Below are 19019 nucleotides of genomic sequence, written 5' to 3'. Positions count from 1 at the left end.
CCGTACATGTACGGATGAATGTGGGAGGTGTTCGGATGAAGTCGATAATCAAGGACCCGAGGTAAACCTTTACCGCCCGCCTATATTTGTCGAAATTACACTTAACGGCGGGGTACAATAAACCCGCATGCGGATTTCCGTTGCGGGCGCTTCCCATCGCCGGGGCGTGCCCGGGAGCATCCGGCATGCGGCCTTTGCGGCGCTCGGTCATGTGCAAGACGGGCGGTCGGGCCTGTAGGGCGCATCAGGTGCCCCTTGCCTCGGCATGCCTTCTCTCCACGCCATGTGCCTGTCGCTGAGTCTGCCTGCCAGATGATTGGAAGCAACAACGAAAATCCCATCACGCCAACATCCCGGCGATCGCCGGGGCCTGTATACCTATATGAGAGGAGAGGGGTATATGGCGCGTAAGTTTAAGTCTATGGATGGCAACGAGGCGGCCGCATATGTTTCGTATGCGTACACCGAGGTAGCGGGAATCTATCCCATTACGCCGTCCAGCCCGATGGCCGACCATGTCGACCAGTGGGCGGCCCAGGGTCGCAAGAACATCTTCGGCACCCCGGTCAAGGTCGTCGAGATGGAGTCCGAGGCAGGTGCAGCCGGTACCGTTCACGGTTCGCTGGGCGCCGGTGCTCTGACCACCACCTACACGGCTTCTCAGGGTCTGCTCCTGATGATCCCGAACATGTACAAGATCGCGGGCGAGCAGCTCCCGGGCGTCTTCCACGTCTCCGCGCGTTGTGTCGCTTCCCACGCCCTGAACATTTTTGGCGATCACTCCGACGTCATGGCCTGTCGTCAGACCGGCTTCGCCATGCTCGCCGAGGGCAACGTCCAGGAGGTCATGGACCTCTCGCCGGTGGCTCACCTCGCCGCCATCGAGGGAAAGACCCCGTTCCTTAACTTCTTCGACGGCTTCCGCACCAGCCACGAGATCCAGAAGGTCGCCATGTGGGACTACAAGGATCTGGCCGAGATGTGCGACATGGACGCCGTCCAGGCTTTCCGCGACCACGCGCTCAACCCTGAGCACCCGCACACCCGCGGTAGCCACGAGAACGGCGATATCTTCTTCCAGAACCGTGAGGCCTGCAACAAGGTCTACGACGAGCTTCCCGCCGTCGTCGAGGGCTACATGAAGAAGATCAACGAGAAGCTCGGCACCGATTACGGCCTGTTCAACTACTACGGCGCTCCCGATGCCGATCGCGTCGTCGTGTGCATGGGCTCCTTCTGCGACGTGCTCGAGGAAGTCATCGACTACCTCAACGCTCACGGCGAGAAGGTCGGCCTGGTCAAGGTTCGTCTGTTCCGTCCGTTCTCCATCAAGCACTTCGTCGACGTTCTCCCCGAGACCGTCCAGAAGATCGCCGTCATGGACCGTACCAAGGAGCCGGGTTCCATCGGCGAGCCGCTCTACCAGGACGTCGTCTCCGCTCTCTACGAGGCCGGCAAGACGGGCATCAAGGTCGTCGGCGGCCGTTATGGCCTGGGCAGCAAGGACACGCCTCCCGCGTCCGCGTTCGCTGTCTTCGAGGAGCTCAAGAAGGACGAGCCCAAGCGCGAGTTCACCATCGGCATTGTCGATGACGTGACCAACCTGAGCCTGCCCGAGGCCGAGGATGCGCCCAACACCGCAGCCCCCGGCACCATCGAGTGCAAGTTCTGGGGTCTGGGTGGCGACGGTACCGTCGGCGCCAACAAGAACTCGATCAAGATCATCGGCGACCACACCGACAAGTACGTCCAGGCCTACTTCCAGTACGACTCCAAGAAGACCGGCGGCGTCACCGTCTCGCACCTGCGCTTTGGCGATTCCCCGATCCGCTCGCCGTACTACGTGACCAAGGCCGACTTCGTCGCTTGCCATAACCCTAGCTACATCGTTAAGGGCTTCAAGATGGTCCGCGACGTCAAGCCGGGCGGCACCTTCCTGGTCAACTGCCAGTGGAGCGACGAGGAGTTCGCCGAGCACATGCCCGCCGTGGCCAAGCGCTACATCGCGAACAACAACGTCAACGTCTACCTGATCGACGCTATCGACCTGGCGGCCAAGGTCGGCATGGGCAAGCGCACCAACACGGTGCTCCAGTCCGCCTTCTTCGCGCTGGCCAAGGTCCTGCCCTCCGAGGACGCCCTGCAGTACATGAAGGACGCGGCTACCAAGTCCTATATGAAGAAGGGCCAGGCTATCGTCGACGCCAACCACAAGGCCATCGATGCCGGCGCTACCGCTTTCCGTAAGTTCGAGGTTCCGGCCGACTGGGCTACCGCCGAGGACGCCGCTCCCGTCGAGCTCTCCGAGGAGACCAAGTCCGCCATCGCCCAGCAGGTCAAGAACCTGCTCGAGCCCATCGATCGCATGGATGGCGACAGCCTGCCCGTTTCCGCCTTCGTCGGTTGCGCCGACGGCCAGTTTGAGCTGGGCGCCTCCGCATACGAGAAGCGCGGCGTCGCCGTGGTCGTTCCCCACTGGGACGAGACCAAGTGCATCCAGTGCAACCAGTGCGCCTACGTGTGCCCGCATGCCACCATCCGTCCGTTCGCGATGACCGAGGACGAGGCTGCCGCCGCGCCCGAGGCTACCCGCACGCTCGACGCCATGGGCCCCAAGGCCAAGGGCATGAAGTTCACCATGGCTGTGTCCCCGCTCGACTGCATGGGCTGCACCAACTGCGTCAAGGTCTGCCCCAAGGGCGCCCTCGAGATGGTTCCCACCGAGCAGGAGATGGACCAGCAGCCCGTTTGGGACTACATGGTCGAGAACGTCTCCGAGAAGAAGGAGCTCATCGCGGCCAACGTCAAGGGCAGCCAGTTTAAGCAGCCCTACCTGGAGTTCTCGGGTTCCTGCGCCGGCTGTGCCGAGACCGCCTATGCACGTCTGGTGACCCAGGTCGCCGGCGACCGCATGTTCATCTCCAACGCCACCGGCTGCTCCTCCATTTGGGGTAACCCCGCTGCCACCGCTCCTTACTGCAAGGACAAGGACGGTCACGGCCCGGCGTGGAACAACTCCCTGTTCGAGGACAATGCCGAGCACGGTCTGGGCATGGCCGTTGGCTATGAGGCCGTTCAGCACAAGCTGATCGCCGCTACCCAGGACATCATCGCTGCCGATGGTCCGTCCGATGAGCTCAAGGCCGCCGGTCAGGCTTGGATCGACTCCGTCAACGACGCCGAGGCCTCCAAGACCGCTGCCGCTGCCTACGTTGCCGAGCTCGAGAAGTGCGGCTGCGACGCTTCCAAGGCAATCCTCGCCGACAAGGCTTACCTCACCAAGAAGTCCTTCTGGATCTTCGGCGGCGACGGCTGGGCCTACGACATCGGCTTCGGTGGCCTGGACCACGTCCTGGCTTCCGGCCACAACGTCAACGTCTTCGTCTTCGACACCGAGGTCTACTCCAACACCGGCGGTCAGGCCTCCAAGGCCTCGAACCTGGGCCAGGTCGCTCAGTTCGCCGCTGCCGGTAAGGTGACCAAGAAGAAGTCTCTGGCCGAGATCGCCATGAGCTACGGCTACGTCTACGTGGCACAGGTTGCCATGGGCGCCAACCCGGCTCAGACCCTCAAGGCCATTCACGAGGCCGAGGCCTACGACGGCCCGTCCCTCATCATCGGCTACAGCCCCTGCGAGATGCACTCCATCAAGAAGGGCGGCATGCAGAACTGCCAAGCCGAGATGAAGAAGGCTGTCGAGTGCGGTTACTGGAACCTCTTCCGCTTCAACCCCGAGGCTGCTGCCGGCAAGAAGTTCTCGCTCGATTCCAAGGAGCCCGCGGGCGGTTATCAGGAGTTCCTGATGAACGAGGCCCGTTACGCTTCGCTGACGCGTTCCTTCCCCGAGCGCGCCGAGGAGCTCTTCAAGGAGAATGAGCAGGCCGCTATGGACCGCTATCAGCACCTGCTGAAGCTCAAGACGGTGTACAACGAGGCCTAGGTCTCCCACCGCAGGATCTGAGGGCTAACCTTCGCGGACGTCCTCGGACATGAAAGAACCCCCGCTGCGCACTACGTGCGGCGGGGGTTCTTTCGTCCTGCGGAGTGTCCGCGAAGGTTAGCCCTCAGATCCTGCTACGACTACGTCCTCGGATTGTGTGGGCGGATGAAGGACGTGGTTGGTCGGGTATTCCGTCCCCTTCGCTGTTTCGCGGCTTTGCCGCGAAACCTCGCGCCACTTTGGGGATGGATGGGGGACTTGGCCGTTGCCGCTTTTTCGGAGCTCTTCTTTATTCCTTTTGTTGGATGAAAAGCCCCTTGTTTTTGCAGGGGTGCATACTCGACTTATATGTGCATAGAATCTCGTATAGTGCGAGTAAGATATTGCGCTGTCTGTTTTGTGTTTAGCATAGATATAGTTTGCATAATCTGGTCTAATCCCTGCTCTATTAAAATAAAGTTGCACGTAAATGGCGTAGATATGCTTGAGCTGGGGTTCTGTACGCTGAGCGGATAAAAACGACCGTTCACCGTTCCGCTATTTTCAAAATGAATAAAATGAGCGATAAAGAGAATATAAACCTTAATAAACTCGCGTATCGCACGGACGCGGGTTATTAATGGGTTGTAGGCCTTTTACAGAAAGGATTCCAGCAATGTCTAAGCCTCTTGGCAAGCCCGATCGTATTGTCGTCGCCCTTGGCGGCAACGCCCTCGGCAACAACCCCGTCGAGCAGATCGAGGCCGTGAGCAACACCGCCCATGCCCTCCTCGGCCTCATCGAGCAGGGCAACGAGATCATCATCACCCACGGCAACGGCCCGCAGGTCGGCATGATCCAGAACGCCTTCGCCGCTGCCCACGATGCCATCGGTACCCCCGAGATGCCGCTGCCCGAGTGCGGCGCCATGTCCCAGGGCTACATTGGTTATCACCTGCAGCAGGGCATCGGCCGCGAGATGCACAAGCGCTATAAGCGTTGGCACGCCGCCACCGTCGTCACCCAGATCGAGTGCGACCCGGATGATCCCGCGTTCAAGAACCCGACCAAGCCGATCGGCCCCTTCTACACCGAGGAGCAGGCCAAGGAGTTCATGGCCGAGGATCCCTCCAAGGTCTTCGTCGAGGATTCCGGCCGCGGCTGGCGTCGCGTCGTCGCTTCCCCCGATCCCAAGAAGATCGTCGAGGCTGACTCCATCCTCAACCTGCTCGACAACGAGTTCATCGTCATCGCCTGCGGTGGCGGCGGCATTCCCGTCGTCCGCGACTACGAGAACAAGGGCTGCTACAAGGGCGTTCCCGCCGTCATCGACAAGGACCTGGGCGGCGAGCTGCTGGCCGAGGACTGCGATGCTGACGTTCTGTTCCTGCTGACCGCCGTTGAGCATGTTGCCATCAACTTTGGCAAGCCCAACCAGGAGGAGCTCGAGGACCTCACCGCCGACGAGGCCGAGCGCCTGGCAGACGAGGGTCAGTTCGGCAAGGGTTCCATGGAGCCCAAGGTTCGCGCTGCCATCAAGTTCGCCCGTTCCCGCAAGGGCCGCACCTGCATCATCGGCGCTCTGGACAAGGCCGCCGAGACCATGGCTGGCCTCTCCGGTACCCGCATCCACGAGTAGTCTCTACTCTGTTGCCTCTCTCGTGGGCGCCAGGCAAAGCGCCCACAAACTAGCCTCTCTTCATGAGCCCCGCAGTCCGCTCCGACTGCGGGGCTTTTGTTTCAACCCGGCACTTAGGGACGTTCCTTTCCTGCCGGCAGCCTAGGGCTGGTCATTGGGGACAGACTTAAATGCGTGGCACCGATCAACTGCGGAAAGCGCATCCCACAATGAGTGTCCAAAGCGGGGCACAGTTTCCCAGGTACTCATTTAAGTCTGTCCCCAATGAGTGCCCAATGACTAGTAGTAGGCCCACATGGCTTCGACTTCGTTGAGGACCTCTACGACGCCCCAGCGGCGGGCGCTGCGGCTGGCCGAGTTGGGGTCGTAGACGCCAATCTGGTTGGCGTCGTCGATGCCGTAGAGCACGATGTAGTGGCCTACGTTGGTAAACGTACCGGGGCGCACTGCGGCGATGACGGGCGCACCCGAGCGAAGTGCTTGGGTAATCGATTCGCGATCGTTATAGAGCTGTGTTCCGTTGAGCCCCAGCTGCCACGCACCGCCTGTCATAAACGACCACTCGGTGGCACCGGTGGGGGCGTAGTTGCCGGCTTCGGCCAGTGCGCATATATCGACCGGCGTCTTATCGGTGTGGCCGGTCTTAAAGATATAGACCATGGTGAGGCAGGTAGGACCGCAAGCGTTTTCGCGAATAGTGCCGCCGGCATAGGGCAGCTCCGACCATGCGGGGTCAATTTGGTAGATGTGGGGCATGGCGCCGGCCTGCCATTGCGAGCGTGGGGTCGAGAACGCAAAGGAGTAACCGGGCGCGACGGGAGCTTTAAGCAGCTTGTCTTCGGCAGTGGGCTCAAGACCGGCTGATCCGTGGGAGATACAGGATCCCAAAAACACAAAGACGAGGCAGGCGGCGATGGAGCAAAGCGTAAGGCGTAGGCGGCGGGCCGGAAGCGCGTGACTTGTGGCGTGCGACGCAGGGTGAGGGGCGGAATTGCCGCGATCGCGTTGAGGTCGCGAAAAGGAGCGCTTGACGTAGTAGTCGGTCTTACGGCGATCGTAGCGGCGTGGCTGCGATGTGTCGGTCTGGCGTTGGCGTGTGCTCGTACTCACGCGGTCTGACTGCTGCACGGTACGGCTTTGTTGCCGCGAAGAAGCCCCGGGCTGCTCTTGGGGGCGCTGCGGGCTGCCGTTGTCGGAGGTGCTTCTGGGCGTTGGCGTGGTACGGCCGGCAAGGCGCACACTTTGTGGCCGCCGATCGTCGTCGCTGTATCCGTATGCCATTCGAACCACCTTGCCTCGTGTGTAACTTGTCTATCCTACATAAAAAGATGTACGACGCATGGGTATGTGCGCCAAAAGCCTGACAAATGGTATGAACGTTGCCGCGCCGCGCGCCAAGCGTCACGGCAACAGGTATTCAAAAGCAGACAAGATGAAAGCGTCCAAGACGAATGACGTCTCCCGCCGTTCGTCCCAAAAACGGTGCCGCTCGTTTTGCAATTCTGCCTTCGGTCGAGCTGCGAGCGGCGCTGCTGCGCCAAGGCCGTATCTTAAAGCCACGAAATAAAAGAGCGCGGCAAAACAGACCGCGCAAGGGGTGACGTCAAGGGGCGTCAAAAAGGAAAGGAGGGGAACAATGGCGGACAAGAACGCAGAAGTTGCAGTCGAGGATAACGGCGGCATGAAGAAAACGCTTTCGCTCTGGAACTTCTTCACCATCGGTTTCGGTGCCATCATCGGTACCGGTTGGGTTCTGCAGGTCGGCGACTGGATGGTCGTGGGCGGCGGTCCCGTTCCCGCTATGATCGCATTCCTCTTGGGTGCAATCTTCCTCGTGCCCGTCGGAGCTGTTTTCGGTGAGCTCACGGCTGCTATCCCCATCTCGGGCGGCATCGTCGAGTATGTCGATCGTAGCTTTGGCCGTACGCTGAGCTACATCACCGGTTGGCTTTTGGCCCTGGGCAACGGCATCCTGTGCCCGTGGGAGGCCATCGCCATTTCGACCCTCGTGTCCGAGATGTTCGGCAGCCTGCCCGGTCTTGAGTGGCTGCGCGCCGTTAAGCTCTACACCATCCTGGGCGCCGACGTTTACCTGTTCCCGACGCTGATCGCGCTCGGCTTTGCAGTCTACGTCATCTTCCTCAACTTCCGCGGTGCCAGCTCGGCCGCCAAGCTCCAGGCCTTCCTGACCAAGGCTCTGCTCTGCGGCATGCTGCTCGCCATGGGCGTCTCGCTGTTCACCGGCTCGCCGGACAACGCCATGCCCGTGTTCTCCCAGGTCACCGGCGCTGGCGGCGGTAAGGCCGCTACCGAGGGCACCAGCCTGTTCGCCGGCATCGTGTCGGTCCTGGTTCTGACCCCGTTCTTCTACGCCGGTTTCGACACCATTCCTCAGCAGGCTGAGGAAGCAGCCGAGGGCCTCAACTGGAACAAGTTCGGCAAGATCATCTCCCAGGCTCTGCTGGCCGCCGGCGGCTTCTACATGGTCTGCATCTACTCGTTCGGCACCATTCTCGACTGGCATGAGTTTGTTAAGAGCCCGGTTCCCGCGCTTGCCTGCCTCAAGGGCATCAACATGCTTCTGTACCTGGCCATGCTCGTCATCGCCACGCTTGGACCCATGGGCCCGATGAACTCCTTCTACGGCGCCACGAGCCGCATCATGCTTGCCATGGGCCGCAAGGGCCAGCTGCCCGAGAAGTTCGCCGAGGTCGACCCCAAGTCCGGCGCTCCCAAGCTCGCCTGCGTCGTTCTGGGCGTCATCACCGTCATCGGTCCGTTCCTGGGCAAGAACATGCTCATCCCTCTGACCAACGTGTCGGCTCTCGCCTTCATCTTCTCCTGCGGTATGGTCGCCCTCGCCTGCCTGCGCATGCGCTTCACCGAGCCCGACCTGCCTCGTCCCTACGAGGTGCCCGGCGGCAAGTTTGGCATCGGCCTCGCTATCGCTGCCTGCGCCATCATCATCGGCCTGCTCGTGATTCCGTTCTCTCCCGCCTCCCTCAACATGGTGGAGTGGAGCATCGTGATCGGTTGGTTGGCTATTGGCCTGGCCCTCATGGCTTTCACCAATTCCCGCAAAAAGTAACGCCTAGCCGGGGCGGATCGGGTGCGCGGAATCCTCTCTCCCGTGCACCGAACCCGGCACCACTTGGGTAGCTTTGTGAGGCCTTAACCCAACACGGCCTCGCCCACTATATGGATCCATAAGGAGGAACCATGTCCACTAAGTATGCAATCGTTGGCGGCAAGCTCATCGACGGTACCGGTGCCGAGCCGGTCGAGAACTCCCTCGTTCTCGTCGACGACAACGGCAAGATCGAGTACGCCGGCGCTATGCAGGACCTTCCCGAGGGCGTTGAGGTCATCGACGCCGCCGGCAAGACCGTCCTTCCCGGCCTGATCGACACTCACCTGCACTTCTCGGGCAACCTGACCGACGATGACACCGATTGGGTCATGCAGCCGCTCCTCGAGAAGCAGGCCGTCGCCGTCAAGCAGGCCTACGACTGCCTCACCCATGGCCTCACCACCGTCTGCGAGATCGGCCGCTTTGGTATCCAGATCCGTGACTGCATCGACAAGGGCGTCTTTAAGGGCCCGCGCGTTCTGGCCACCGGCCTCGGCTTCTGCCGCGTTGCCGGCCACGGCGACTCCCACCACTGCACCCAGGAGCTCAATAAGGAATCCCATCCCTGGGGCGACCAGGTCGATGGTCCTTGGGATCTGCGCAAGGCCGTCCGTCGTCGCCTGCGCGAGAACCCCGATGCCATCAAGATCTGGGCTACCGGTGGCGGCATCTGGCGTTGGGACTCAGGTCGCGACCAGCACTATTGCTCCGAGGAGATCCAGGCCGTGGTCGAAGAGGCAAAGATGGTCGGCATCCCCGTGTGGAGCCACTGCTACAACAACCATGCCGCTGCCTACGATTCCGTCCGCTTTGGCTGCGAGCAGCTGATTCACGGCTTCGATATCGATGAGCGCACCATGGACCTCATGGCCGAGCAGGGCACCTTCTTCACCCCGACGATCGCCTTCCTGCCCACCTGGTACGCCACTTATCCGCCCGTCTACGTCCCCGAGCTGCACGACAAGTACGAGGGCACCCTGGTCGAGAAGGAGCTGCAGCGCAACTACGACTGCCTGCGCGAGGCCAAGAAGCGTGGCGTCGTCATGACGATCGGCTCCGACTCCTTCTCCTTCGTCACCCCGTACGGCACCTGCTCCATCGAGGAGATGTACGAGTTCGTCGACAAGATCGGTTTCACCCCGGTCGAGACCATCACCTGCGCCACCCTCAACGGTGCCAAGATGTGCCACATCGAGGACGAGACCGGTTCTATCGAGGCCGGAAAGTGCGCCGACCTGCTGGTCGTCAACGGTGACGTCGCCGCCGACATCCACGTGCTCAACACCGACAACATGGACGTCATCATGAAGGACGGCTGGATCGTCGAGGCTGGCACCTTTGGCGAGGCCAACAAATACAGCGCCTAAACTACCGTTCATCGACGACTGGATGTAAAACACAGTATTTGATTGCATAATGCAATGGAGAGGGTCGCTTGCGGCCCTCTTTATTGCTATGGGGTGCGTCGGTAAGAAGGAGATGACGGTGGATCTCAATAGGCTGATTCTGGGCAAGAGCTACAACTCTACCAAGGTCTTTCGTACCGCTCAGCATGTGGTTCAAGCCATCTTGCTCGGTATTGTCGTTCCGCTGCTTATCCTGCTGCTCATCTGGGATCTAACCGATAATCCCAATCCCGTTCCGGCCGTTGTCGTCATTGCCGGCTTGGTCATGCTGTGCTTCTTCTTCTCGTACGTCTTTGTCGTTCCCGACGACCTCACATCGAGCGCAACCGACCGCACGCTCGCCATCGCTTCAAAAATATTCGCCTACACGTCGCGCGGCCTTACGCCCGAAGCTGCCCTGGGCGCCTCTAAGATCATCCTGTCCGAAACTATCGCCTCTGCCATCTGCTTTACCGACGGCAAGCAGGTGTTGGCAAGCTGGGGCGAGGACTCGGCAAAATGCCCCGCGGGCACCCCGGTGGTGCTGCGGACTACGCTCAACGTGATCAACAGCGGTGAGCAAAGCGTGTTCTCGCGCGATGCCTCGACCGAGACAGGTGGCTACTTTCCGCGCCTGCGCGCCGGTATTGTCGCACCGCTTACCGTGCGCGGGCATTGCGTGGGCACGCTCGAGCTGTATTATCCCCGTCCGAGCAGCATCGATATGCGCCAGACGGCGCTTGCCTCGGGCTTTGCCGACCTCATTTCCACGCAGCTTGCGAGCTTTGAGCTCGAGCGCCAGGACGAGCTTACGGCCCGCGTGGAGCTGCGCGCCTTGCAATCGCAGGTCGATCCTCATTTTCTGTTTAACACCATCAGCACCATCGTGTCGCTCGTTCGAACCGAGCCCGACAAGGCGCGATCGCTGCTGATCGACTTCTCCAACTACTACCGTCAGACGCTTTCTGATTCCGATACCCTCACAACGCTCGAGCACGAGGTGGAACAGGGCACTCGCTATATCAATCTTATGCAGGCTCGTTATGGCGACGGCCGTCTGCGCGTCTCGGTCGATATCGACTTTGAGGTGCGCGATTGCATGGTGCCGCCGTTTATCTTGCAGCCGTTGCTCGAAAACTGCATCAAGCACGCGCAGCGCGAGACCGAGCCGCTTTCTATTCATGTTAGGGCTTTCGAGACCGATGACGGTTTGGAGATCATCGTCGAGGACGACGGCATCGGTATGAGCGAAGAAGTCTGCACGCATCTGTTTGAGCAACATCGCCTGGAGGAGCCCGAGAGCATTACCGCCGACGGCTCCGTCAAGCGAGGTTGCGGCCTGGCGCTCTTCAACGTGCTTCAGCGCATCCATTTCTTTTACGGAGAAGATTCCGGCATGCGCGTGAAGTCCCAGGAGGGCGTGGGAACGCAGGCCATCGTCGAGCTGAACGGCGAGCCGCATGGGCCGGCGCCGTTGACGGCGTAGCACGCGGTTGGATTGAGAGAAAAAGAGGGGAAGCACATATGTCCGAAGGCTGGAACATCTTGGTGGTTGATGACGAACCTCCCATTAGGGCTGAGCTACGCTATCTGTTGGAAAAGGATACGCGTGTGGGCCAGATTGCCGAGGCGGGCAATGTCACCGAGGCCGTGGAGTCGATTCTCTCGAACAAGCCCAACGTGTTGTTTTTGGACATCACGATGCCCGGCCGCTCGGGAATTGAGCTTGCCGAGACGCTGCAGAACCTAAAGACGCCGCCGGTGGTTGTGTTTGTGACGGCGTTTGCCGAGTTTGCCGCCGATGCGTATAACCTCGATGCGGTCGACTATGTCGTCAAGCCGGTCGAGGACGCACGCCTGTCAAAGGCACTCGACAAGATCGAGGCAGCCTTGGGTGCCCGTCGTGTTATCCACGCTCCGCGCCAGCCTTTGCGTCTGACGGTGGACCGCGGGGGCAAAAAGGTGTTCATTCCCGCCGCAGACGTCTGCTACTTTGAGGCGCGCGCCGATTTTTGCAACGCCATCTGCGCCGAGGGAACGTACCTGATCAATGAGTCGATCTCTTCGCTCGAGCGTCGCTTGGTCTCCGAGGGCTTTATTCGCGTTCATCGCAGCTATCTGGTCAATTTGGAAGACGTGCACAATGTCGAGATCGGTTCCACGGGTCTTATGGAGCTCAGACTCGATCGCGTAACCTCGACGGTGCCCGTGTCCCGCCGTCGCGCTGCCGAGGTTAAAGCACACTTGGGGCTTGCGTAGACGGTCTGCGTGCCGTCGTTTACCATCGCAGGTTTGGCATGGGCGCGCGGTGGGCATAATGGGTGGCATCGAATGAAATCGAAAGGATCATTATGCCCGCGCTTATCACCCATCATCTGTTTGGCGAGGAAAGCATCGACCGTCTTCCACAGGGCGTCATCACGTCCGATGAAGAGCGCATTGCCTTTATCTTGGGCAACCAAGGCCCCGACCCGTTTTTCTTTCACATTCTGACACCGCGTGTTTCCGACTGCACGCTGCTGGCGCAGGTCATGCATCGGTCGCGCATGTCTCGTCAGTTTGCGTGCCTGCGCGACGGCGTGTCGCATCTGCTGCCGCGCGACGCCAGCTTGGGTCGTGCCTTTGCGCTGGGCCTGCTGTCTCATTACGTGCTCGACCGCAACGCTCATCCCTTTGTCTATGAGCAGCAGTTTGGCATTGTCGAGTCCGATTCAGAGCTTGAGGATTCGAGCAGTCAGGTCCATGCCGTGATCGAGAGCGACCTGGATGTGCTGATGCTGCAGCTTAAACGCGATGGCGCTACGGTTGACGATTACCCGCCGGCGGGCGAGATCGTCACCACTGATCGCATCAATCGCGTGGCCGGCGTGCTGATGAGCTATGTTGCCGGACGCGTGTACGGCATTGACATTCCGGCGGGGGAGTACGGTGCTGCCGTTGCCAATATGCAGCGACTTTACCGCGCGATTGAGCCGGCCGGCTCCGCAAAGACGCGCGCGATCTCGCTGGTTGAGGGCTTGGTGCACGATTACTCGCTGCTCGACGGCCTTGCTCATCGCGTGACGACGGAGTTGCCCGAGCGCACCGGTAACCTGGGCCATCTGACATGGAAGAATCCCTTTACCGACGAGGTCTCGAACGAGAGTTTCCCCGAGGTCTTTGATCGCGCGCTGGGCGATTACGAGTGCACGGTCGCACGTTTTATCGAGACCGGTGACATGGATGCCGTGACCAGTCACGTCAACTACAGCGGTCGCGTGCTCAATGCCGATGAGGAGTTCGACCGCGAGGAATAGGGCCCGTGCGTGCCCCTTTGCCGAATCCTTACCGGCGGTTCTGGACAATTGGGGTACGATGAACTAACTGCATATCGGGCGAATACGAAGGGTCCCTGTCCATGAAATACACCAAGCTCGAGCGTAACTGGGTTATGTATGATGTGGGCAATTCGGCCCTCGTGCTGCTCAATACCTCGGTGGTGCCCATTTACTTTAACGCCATCAATACCGGCGCTTCCTCGGCCGACCTGGTGGTCGCCTGGGGCAATGCACAGACGATCGCCTCGCTGGTCATCGCCATGCTCATGCCCATTCTGGGCGCACTTGCCGACTACGCTGGCAACAAAATCAAGTTCTTCTTGGGCTTTTTCCTCACGGGCCTGGTTCTTTGCCTGGCGCAGGCTATCCCAATGTCCGCCATGGCATTTTTGACCGTGTACGTGCTGTGCACCATCGGCCTTAACTCTTCTATGACGTTCTACGACGCCATGCTGCCCGACGTTACCACCGACGAGCGCATGGACGCCGTGTCCAGCTCGGGTTATGCCTGGGGCTACATCGGTTCCACCGTGCCGTTCGTCATCTGCCTGGCGCTCATCATGGGTGGCCCCGCTCTTGGCGTCCCCACCATGCTGGCAACGCGTCTGTCTTTTATCATCACTGGTGCCTGGTGGCTCATCTTTACCCTGCCGCTCATTCACACCTATAAGCAAAAGTATGGTCGCGAGCGCGGTCCCGAGGACACCATCGGCCACATCGTTGGCGGTGTGTTCTCCGAGGTCGGACACACCATGCGCGAGATCGCCCACAACAAGACCGTGCTGGTCTACATGATTGCGTTCTTCTTCTATATCGATGGCGTCCACACGGTCATTTCCATGGCTACCAGCTACGGCTCGGCTTTGGGCATCGATTCGACCCAGCTGGTCCTGGCGCTGCTCGTTACGCAGTTCGTGGCCTTTCCGTCCGCCATCATCTACGGCAAGCTCGCCGGACGCGTGGGCACGCTCAACATGATCCTGGTGGCGGTCGCCGCCTACATGGGCATTGTGCTGTTCGCCGCGTTCTTCCTAAAGACCGCCTTTGAGTTCTGGGTGCTTGCCATTATGGTCGGCCTGTTCCAGGGCGGCGTGCAGGCGCTCAGCCGTAGCTACTTTGGTCGCATTATCCCCAAGGAAAAGTCCAACGAGTACTACGGCTTCTTTGACATCTTTGGTCGTTATGCAAGCGTCATGGGCACCTTCCTGGTGTCGGTCGTCACCTCGTTGACCGGCAACCCGTCACTGGGCGTCCTTTCCATTGGCGTGTTGCTGATCGTTGGCTTTATGCTGCTGGTCCGCCTGTCCCGCATGACTCGGGCGGCAGAGCATGCCGCATAGGAGCGAGCAGCTATTGTGCCTGTCCACGGTACTCTTTTGGGGTTATCCGCAATAAACATTGCGACTTGCGAGCAATGATTTGCCCAAGTGGGTATGATGGAATCAGCTAGGTCGCGGGGCGTCGCCTGTGTTTGGCGGCGTCCCGTTTTTGTGTTGCAGGGAGGGTAAGGCATGAACGCCACAGTCGTGATTCCAACGTATTGGGCGGGCGATGACGCTTGCGCAAACGCCCCTGGCACCTATGACCATTCGACACGACTCAACGCCGACAATCCCGAACTCGACCGCTGCCTGGCCTCGCTTGAGCAGGTACGTGACATCCCGCGCATCATCCTTTTGGTGGTCTGTCCCGTTTCTGCCACAGCCGATGTGTCGCTGCGCGTGCACGAGATTGTCGACGCGCATCCCACGCTCAAGGTCACCGTTGTCACCAACACCCAGGCCTCGCGCATTGCAGACCGGGTTGCTCAGATCGCGCCCAAGGGTTCGGGCGAGTGCGTGAGCCTGCGAGGCTACGGTGCCATCCGCAACATGGGGCTAGCCTGTGCCGCTGTGCTGGGGCATGACGCGGTTATCTTTTTGGATGACGATGAGACTGTCATCGACGCCGACTTTATGAAGCGCGCGACCTATGCGTTGGGGCAGCAGACGCGTCAGGGCTTGCCGATCTTGGTCAAGAGCGGTTATTTCTACGATCGCGACGGCTCGCCGCTGGCTCCCACGGACAAGGCGGGCATCTGCCATCGTTGGTGGACCAAGCGCATCGAGTTCAACCGTTGGATGAAAAAGGCGCTCTCGGGCACCCGCATCTCGCGTTCCAACTACGTGTGCGGCGGCCTGATGGCCCTGCACGCCCGCGCCTTTACGCGTGTGGCCTTTGACCCGTTTATCACCCGCGGCGAGGACCTGGATTACCTCTTTAACATGCGCATGTTTGGCTACGACGTGTGGTTCGATAACGAGTGGACCGTGCGCCATCTGCCTCCGGAGTCCGAAAAGCGCTCACCGCGCTTTATGCAGGATGTATACCGTTGGTACTACGAACGGGCCAAGTTGACATTCGCCGCGCATCAAAAGGAGCTCATTCCCGTTACGGCGGCATCGCTCATGCCCTACCCGGGCCCTTGGATTTCGCGCGAGCTCGACGACCGCGTGCGCAAGACCGCTATGGTCCGCAGCGTGTTTACCCGCGAGCATGAGGGCTACCTGCGCATCTGGCGCCATGGTATCGACGAGGCAAAGGCCTATGCGCGCCAAAACGCTGCAAGCTACCTGCGTTTCCAGAGCTTTTGGCCCAAGATCATGGACGGGCTTTGGCGTGACGCACAACTGATCAGTATCCTGGAGGGGGCCGAATGATCGACCGCCGCGCCCAGCGCGATAGTTCAATATCAATCTTTCGCATCATTGCCGTTGCCTGCGCCATTTGCGTGCTGGTGTACTTTATTTTTGCCTTGGTGACCGGTATCGAGCCGATCGCCACGGTGATTGCCTGCGCGCTGCTGTGCATCTTTCTGTGCATCTTTATCTTTTTGACGCTCAATCCCGATACGGTGCGCTCCCAGTACACCGAGGAGACGCTCTCGGTGGCCTCGGCCATGCTCGAGGACATTAAGGGCGGTCTGACGCAGGAGTCGGCGCGTTTGGTGTGCCGGCGCATTTTGCCCGAGACGCGCGCCATGACGGTGGCCATCACCGACGAGGACAACGTGCTTGCCTGCGCGGGCGAGTTTGAGGAAAAACTGCTGCCCGATACTCCCATCCACACGCTTGCCACACGCTACGTTATCGAACATGGCATCGTGCAGTCGTTCAACCGTATGGTGGATGTCGTGGGCTCGGACGGCTCGCACAACCAAGTCCCCGCCGGCATTATCGCCCCCATCAAGGTGGGCGATCGTACCGTCGGCACGCTCAAGTTCTACTACAAGACCCCGCGCGCCGTCGACCGTACCCAGTATGCGCTTGCCTCGGGCTTTGCCGAGATCTTGTCCACGCAGCTCGCCATCCACGAGCTCGAGGTGCAAAAGGAACTCACGGCGCGCGCCGAGGTGCGTGCGCTGCAGGCGCAGATTAACCCGCACTTCCTGTTCAACACGCTGAACACCATTGCATCGTTTACGCGCACCGACCCGCTGCGGGCCCGCGAACTGCTTCGTGAGTTCTCATCGTTCTATCGTGCCACGCTCGACAACTCGGGATCGCTTATTCCGGTCTCGTGCGAGGTCGCACAGACCAAGCGCTACCTTACCTTTGAGAAGGCCCGCTTTGGCGAGGACCGCGTGCTTGCGACGTTCGATGTGTCCGAGGACGTGGAAGATACGCTGGTGCCGGCGTTCGTGATCCAGCCGATTGTCGAGAACGCCGTACGTCATGGTATGGGCGATGACGACGCCCTGAGGATCGACGTGACCGTTCACCAAGACGGCGAGGATGCAATCTTGATTGCCGTGGCCGATAATGGCGTGGGCATGGATGAGGGTACCGCCGCCAGACTGTTTGACGAGCGTTCTGCCCGTCCCGACGCCAGCTCTCCCCAGGGTGGCGGCGCCGGTGTGGCCATGCACAATATTTCGGAGCGCATCCATCGCTTTTATGGGCCGCACTCCTATACGCGTGTCGAATCGGCGCCGGGCAAGGGCACCAAAGTGCTCCTTCATCTTGATTTGTCAGAGAGCATCTTCGACATTCAAGAGTAAAATAAAAGGCTACGGGCTCAACGTCATGCGACGGATGCCCGGCGTAGTTAGTTGACGAAAGGTTTTATCCCTATGCTGCGTGCGATGATTGTGGATGATGAGGCGCCGGCTCGCTCGGAGCTTCGCTTCCTGCTCGAGCAAACGGGCAAGATCGGCACGATCACGGAGGCGTCGAGCGTCCGCTCCGCCATCGAGATGCTTATGGAAAGTCGCGTGGATGTCGTGTTTCTCGATATCTCGATGCCCGGTGCCTCGGGCCTGCAACTTGCCGAGGCGCTGCATAAGCTCAAAAATCCGCCGGCGATCGTGTTTGTGACTGCGTATAGTGACCATGCGGTCGAGGCATTCGACGTGGATGCCGTCGATTATCTGATGAAGCCGGTCGAGGAAGCTCGCTTGGATCGCGCGATCGAGAAGGTCATGCAACGCACCAAGCCGGTTACGGACAGCAAGGTGACCATCGAGCGTATCCCGGTGGAAAAGGGCGGCCGCAAGGTGCTCATTCCCGTGGACGACATTCGCTTTATCATGGCCAAGGACGATTACTCCTGCATCTATACCGTCGATGATCGCTTTTTGTCGACGACCTCGCTGGCGCAGTTTGAGGCCAAGCTCTGCGACTTTGGCTTCTTCCGTGTTCACCGCCGCTATATCGTCAACTTGGCGTGCGTCACGGATGTGGAGACGGTGCCCTCGGGCGCCATCCAGCTGGGCATTACGGGCGTCGACGAACGCGTGCCGGTTTCGCGCCGCCGCGTCGTGCCGCTCAAGAAGGCTCTGAGTCTCTAGCACACTGGCCCCGCAGCCCTGTAGACCCATCGTCTGCGGAGCCGTGGGGCCTTTTTGTATGTATCTGCCGAATCGTTTTTTGCGGAAGGGATCCCATGAACAGTGCAAGCGCCAAGCGTATCGACATCATCTCGGACACCCACGGCTATTTATCGCCTGCGCTCTTGGATGAGCTTGAGGGCGCAGACCTGATCATCCACGCCGGCGACCTCACGTCAGAGATGGACTACGAGCACCTATGCACCATCGCCCCCGTTCGGGCCGTACTGGGCAACAACGATTACTACCGCGACTACGGCCCCGATGTAGACCGTCTTGCGCTCTTTACCTACGAAGGCCTCAAATTCGCCGTAGCCCACTACCGCGAAGACCTTCCGGTGGGATCCGTAGACGTAGCCATCAACGGCCATACCCACGTAACCAAAGAAGCCCAAGTGGGCCGTTGCTTAGTCCTCAACCCGGGCAGCGCCAGCTACCCCAGAGGCACCCGAGGCCCCACCATGGCCAGAATGCTAGTAAAAGACGGCAAGATCCTAAGCACTAAATTTATTGACCTAGAGTAACCACAACAAAAGCGGGGGATGCAGATGCGTCTCCCGTTTCCATTTGAGCCAAAGGCAGAGCTTCAACAAAAACAATCAGACCAACCCCGCCGAGGAGCACGCGGGCTAGCCGCGCAGCGGCGCACGCCCGCAAAACTGGTTGAATAATGTGACGGCAGGGAGGGCTTCCGGGGCCGAGGGCGGGGGTTAAGTTTGTCGCGAGTTCCGCACGCAAAGGAAAGCACTTAATGTGCTTTCC

13 protein-coding genes are annotated in these 19019 nt (G+C 60.2%); 12 read left to right on the top strand and 1 reads right to left on the bottom strand.

Features of this window, described 5'->3' with window-relative positions; genetic code table 11:
* Positions 1-400 precede the first annotated feature (400 nt).
* Together nifJ and arcC are read left to right on the top strand one after the other, a co-directional pair.
* A complete protein-coding gene (nifJ, locus tag I2D41_RS02505) occupies positions 401-3940 on the top strand; it encodes a pyruvate:ferredoxin (flavodoxin) oxidoreductase (RefSeq protein ID WP_195363434.1) in 3540 nt (1179 codons plus the stop codon).
* Between the two features lie 655 nt (positions 3941-4595).
* The gene (gene arcC / locus I2D41_RS02500) at positions 4596-5558 is read left to right on the top strand and encodes a carbamate kinase (RefSeq protein WP_006235166.1); all 963 of its coding nucleotides are present in this window, start codon (positions 4596-4598) and stop codon (positions 5556-5558) included.
* 279 nt (positions 5559-5837) lie between these two features.
* Here arcC and I2D41_RS09985 read toward each other — a convergent pair whose 3' ends face one another.
* Complete coding sequence (locus I2D41_RS09985) at positions 5838-6839, bottom strand: C39 family peptidase (RefSeq protein ID WP_229042061.1); 1002 nt, start codon at positions 6837-6839, stop codon at positions 5838-5840.
* 355 nt (positions 6840-7194) lie between these two features.
* Between I2D41_RS09985 and I2D41_RS02490 the strand changes: the two genes are divergently transcribed.
* From I2D41_RS02490 to I2D41_RS02445, 10 genes are all read left to right on the top strand, one after another.
* Positions 7195-8646 carry an APC family permease gene (locus I2D41_RS02490; RefSeq protein ID WP_195363433.1) on the top strand — a complete coding sequence of 484 codons (1452 nt, stop codon included), beginning with the start codon at positions 7195-7197 and terminating at the stop codon, positions 8644-8646.
* 131 nt (positions 8647-8777) lie between these two features.
* Positions 8778-10055 carry a metal-dependent hydrolase family protein gene (locus I2D41_RS02485; RefSeq protein ID WP_117655955.1) on the top strand — a complete coding sequence of 426 codons (1278 nt, stop codon included), beginning with the start codon at positions 8778-8780 and terminating at the stop codon, positions 10053-10055.
* Positions 10056-10167: 112 nt separating this feature from the next.
* Entirely contained in the window at positions 10168-11559 is a 1392-nt protein-coding gene (locus I2D41_RS02480) for a GAF domain-containing sensor histidine kinase (RefSeq protein WP_229042060.1), read from the top strand.
* 38 nt (positions 11560-11597) lie between these two features.
* On the top strand, positions 11598-12332 hold the full coding sequence (locus I2D41_RS02475; RefSeq protein WP_006235161.1) for a LytR/AlgR family response regulator transcription factor: 735 nt from the start codon (positions 11598-11600) through the stop codon (positions 12330-12332).
* 92 nt (positions 12333-12424) lie between these two features.
* Positions 12425-13369: a zinc dependent phospholipase C family protein gene (locus I2D41_RS02470; RefSeq protein ID WP_117848797.1), complete on the top strand. Its 945-nt coding sequence runs from the start codon at positions 12425-12427 to the stop codon at positions 13367-13369.
* A 101-nt stretch (positions 13370-13470) separates the two neighbouring features.
* Positions 13471-14730 carry an MFS transporter gene (locus I2D41_RS02465; RefSeq protein ID WP_195363431.1) on the top strand — a complete coding sequence of 420 codons (1260 nt, stop codon included), beginning with the start codon at positions 13471-13473 and terminating at the stop codon, positions 14728-14730.
* 171 nt (positions 14731-14901) lie between these two features.
* Complete coding sequence (locus I2D41_RS02460) at positions 14902-16089, top strand: glycosyltransferase (protein ID WP_055285281.1); 1188 nt, start codon at positions 14902-14904, stop codon at positions 16087-16089.
* A complete protein-coding gene (locus I2D41_RS02455; RefSeq protein ID WP_195363430.1) occupies positions 16086-17429 on the top strand; it encodes a histidine kinase in 1344 nt (447 codons plus the stop codon). Before I2D41_RS02460 ends, I2D41_RS02455 begins: the two co-directional genes overlap by 4 nt.
* Positions 17430-17501: 72 nt before the next feature.
* Complete coding sequence (locus I2D41_RS02450; protein ID WP_022094115.1) at positions 17502-18218, top strand: LytR/AlgR family response regulator transcription factor; 717 nt, start codon at positions 17502-17504, stop codon at positions 18216-18218.
* A gap of 95 nt (positions 18219-18313) precedes the next feature.
* A complete protein-coding gene (locus I2D41_RS02445) occupies positions 18314-18781 on the top strand; it encodes a YfcE family phosphodiesterase (protein WP_006235155.1) in 468 nt (155 codons plus the stop codon).
* The last annotated feature ends 238 nt before the right edge of the window (positions 18782-19019 follow it).

The organism is Collinsella aerofaciens, from assembly GCF_015552075.1.
GTDB classification, from domain to species: Bacteria; Actinomycetota; Coriobacteriia; order Coriobacteriales; family Coriobacteriaceae; genus Collinsella; species Collinsella aerofaciens_Y.
The sequence above is the reverse complement of the archived record's forward strand: the minus strand, read 5'-3'. Positions and strand labels throughout refer to the sequence as shown.

What these genes read in the sequence shown, in the direction of transcription:
- I2D41_RS02460 (WP_055285281.1), top strand. Translation starts at nt 14,902, where the DNA reads ATGAACGCCACAGTCGTGATTCCAACGTATTGGGCGGGCGATGACGCT.
- I2D41_RS02465 (WP_195363431.1), top strand. Translation starts at nt 13,471, where the DNA reads ATGAAATACACCAAGCTCGAGCGTAACTGGGTTATGTATGATGTGGGC.
- I2D41_RS02455 (WP_195363430.1), top strand. Translation starts at nt 16,086, where the DNA reads ATGATCGACCGCCGCGCCCAGCGCGATAGTTCAATATCAATCTTTCGC.
- I2D41_RS02450 (WP_022094115.1), top strand. Translation starts at nt 17,502, where the DNA reads ATGCTGCGTGCGATGATTGTGGATGATGAGGCGCCGGCTCGCTCGGAG.
- arcC (WP_006235166.1), top strand. Translation starts at nt 4,596, where the DNA reads ATGTCTAAGCCTCTTGGCAAGCCCGATCGTATTGTCGTCGCCCTTGGC.
- I2D41_RS02475 (WP_006235161.1), top strand. Translation starts at nt 11,598, where the DNA reads ATGTCCGAAGGCTGGAACATCTTGGTGGTTGATGACGAACCTCCCATT.
- nifJ (WP_195363434.1), top strand. Translation starts at nt 401, where the DNA reads ATGGCGCGTAAGTTTAAGTCTATGGATGGCAACGAGGCGGCCGCATAT.
- I2D41_RS02490 (WP_195363433.1), top strand. Translation starts at nt 7,195, where the DNA reads ATGGCGGACAAGAACGCAGAAGTTGCAGTCGAGGATAACGGCGGCATG.
- I2D41_RS02445 (WP_006235155.1), top strand. Translation starts at nt 18,314, where the DNA reads ATGAACAGTGCAAGCGCCAAGCGTATCGACATCATCTCGGACACCCAC.
- I2D41_RS02470 (WP_117848797.1), top strand. Translation starts at nt 12,425, where the DNA reads ATGCCCGCGCTTATCACCCATCATCTGTTTGGCGAGGAAAGCATCGAC.
- I2D41_RS02485 (WP_117655955.1), top strand. Translation starts at nt 8,778, where the DNA reads ATGTCCACTAAGTATGCAATCGTTGGCGGCAAGCTCATCGACGGTACC.
- I2D41_RS09985 (WP_229042061.1), bottom strand. Translation starts at nt 6,839, where the DNA reads ATGGCATACGGATACAGCGACGACGATCGGCGGCCACAAAGTGTGCGC.
- I2D41_RS02480 (WP_229042060.1), top strand. Translation starts at nt 10,168, where the DNA reads ATGACGGTGGATCTCAATAGGCTGATTCTGGGCAAGAGCTACAACTCT.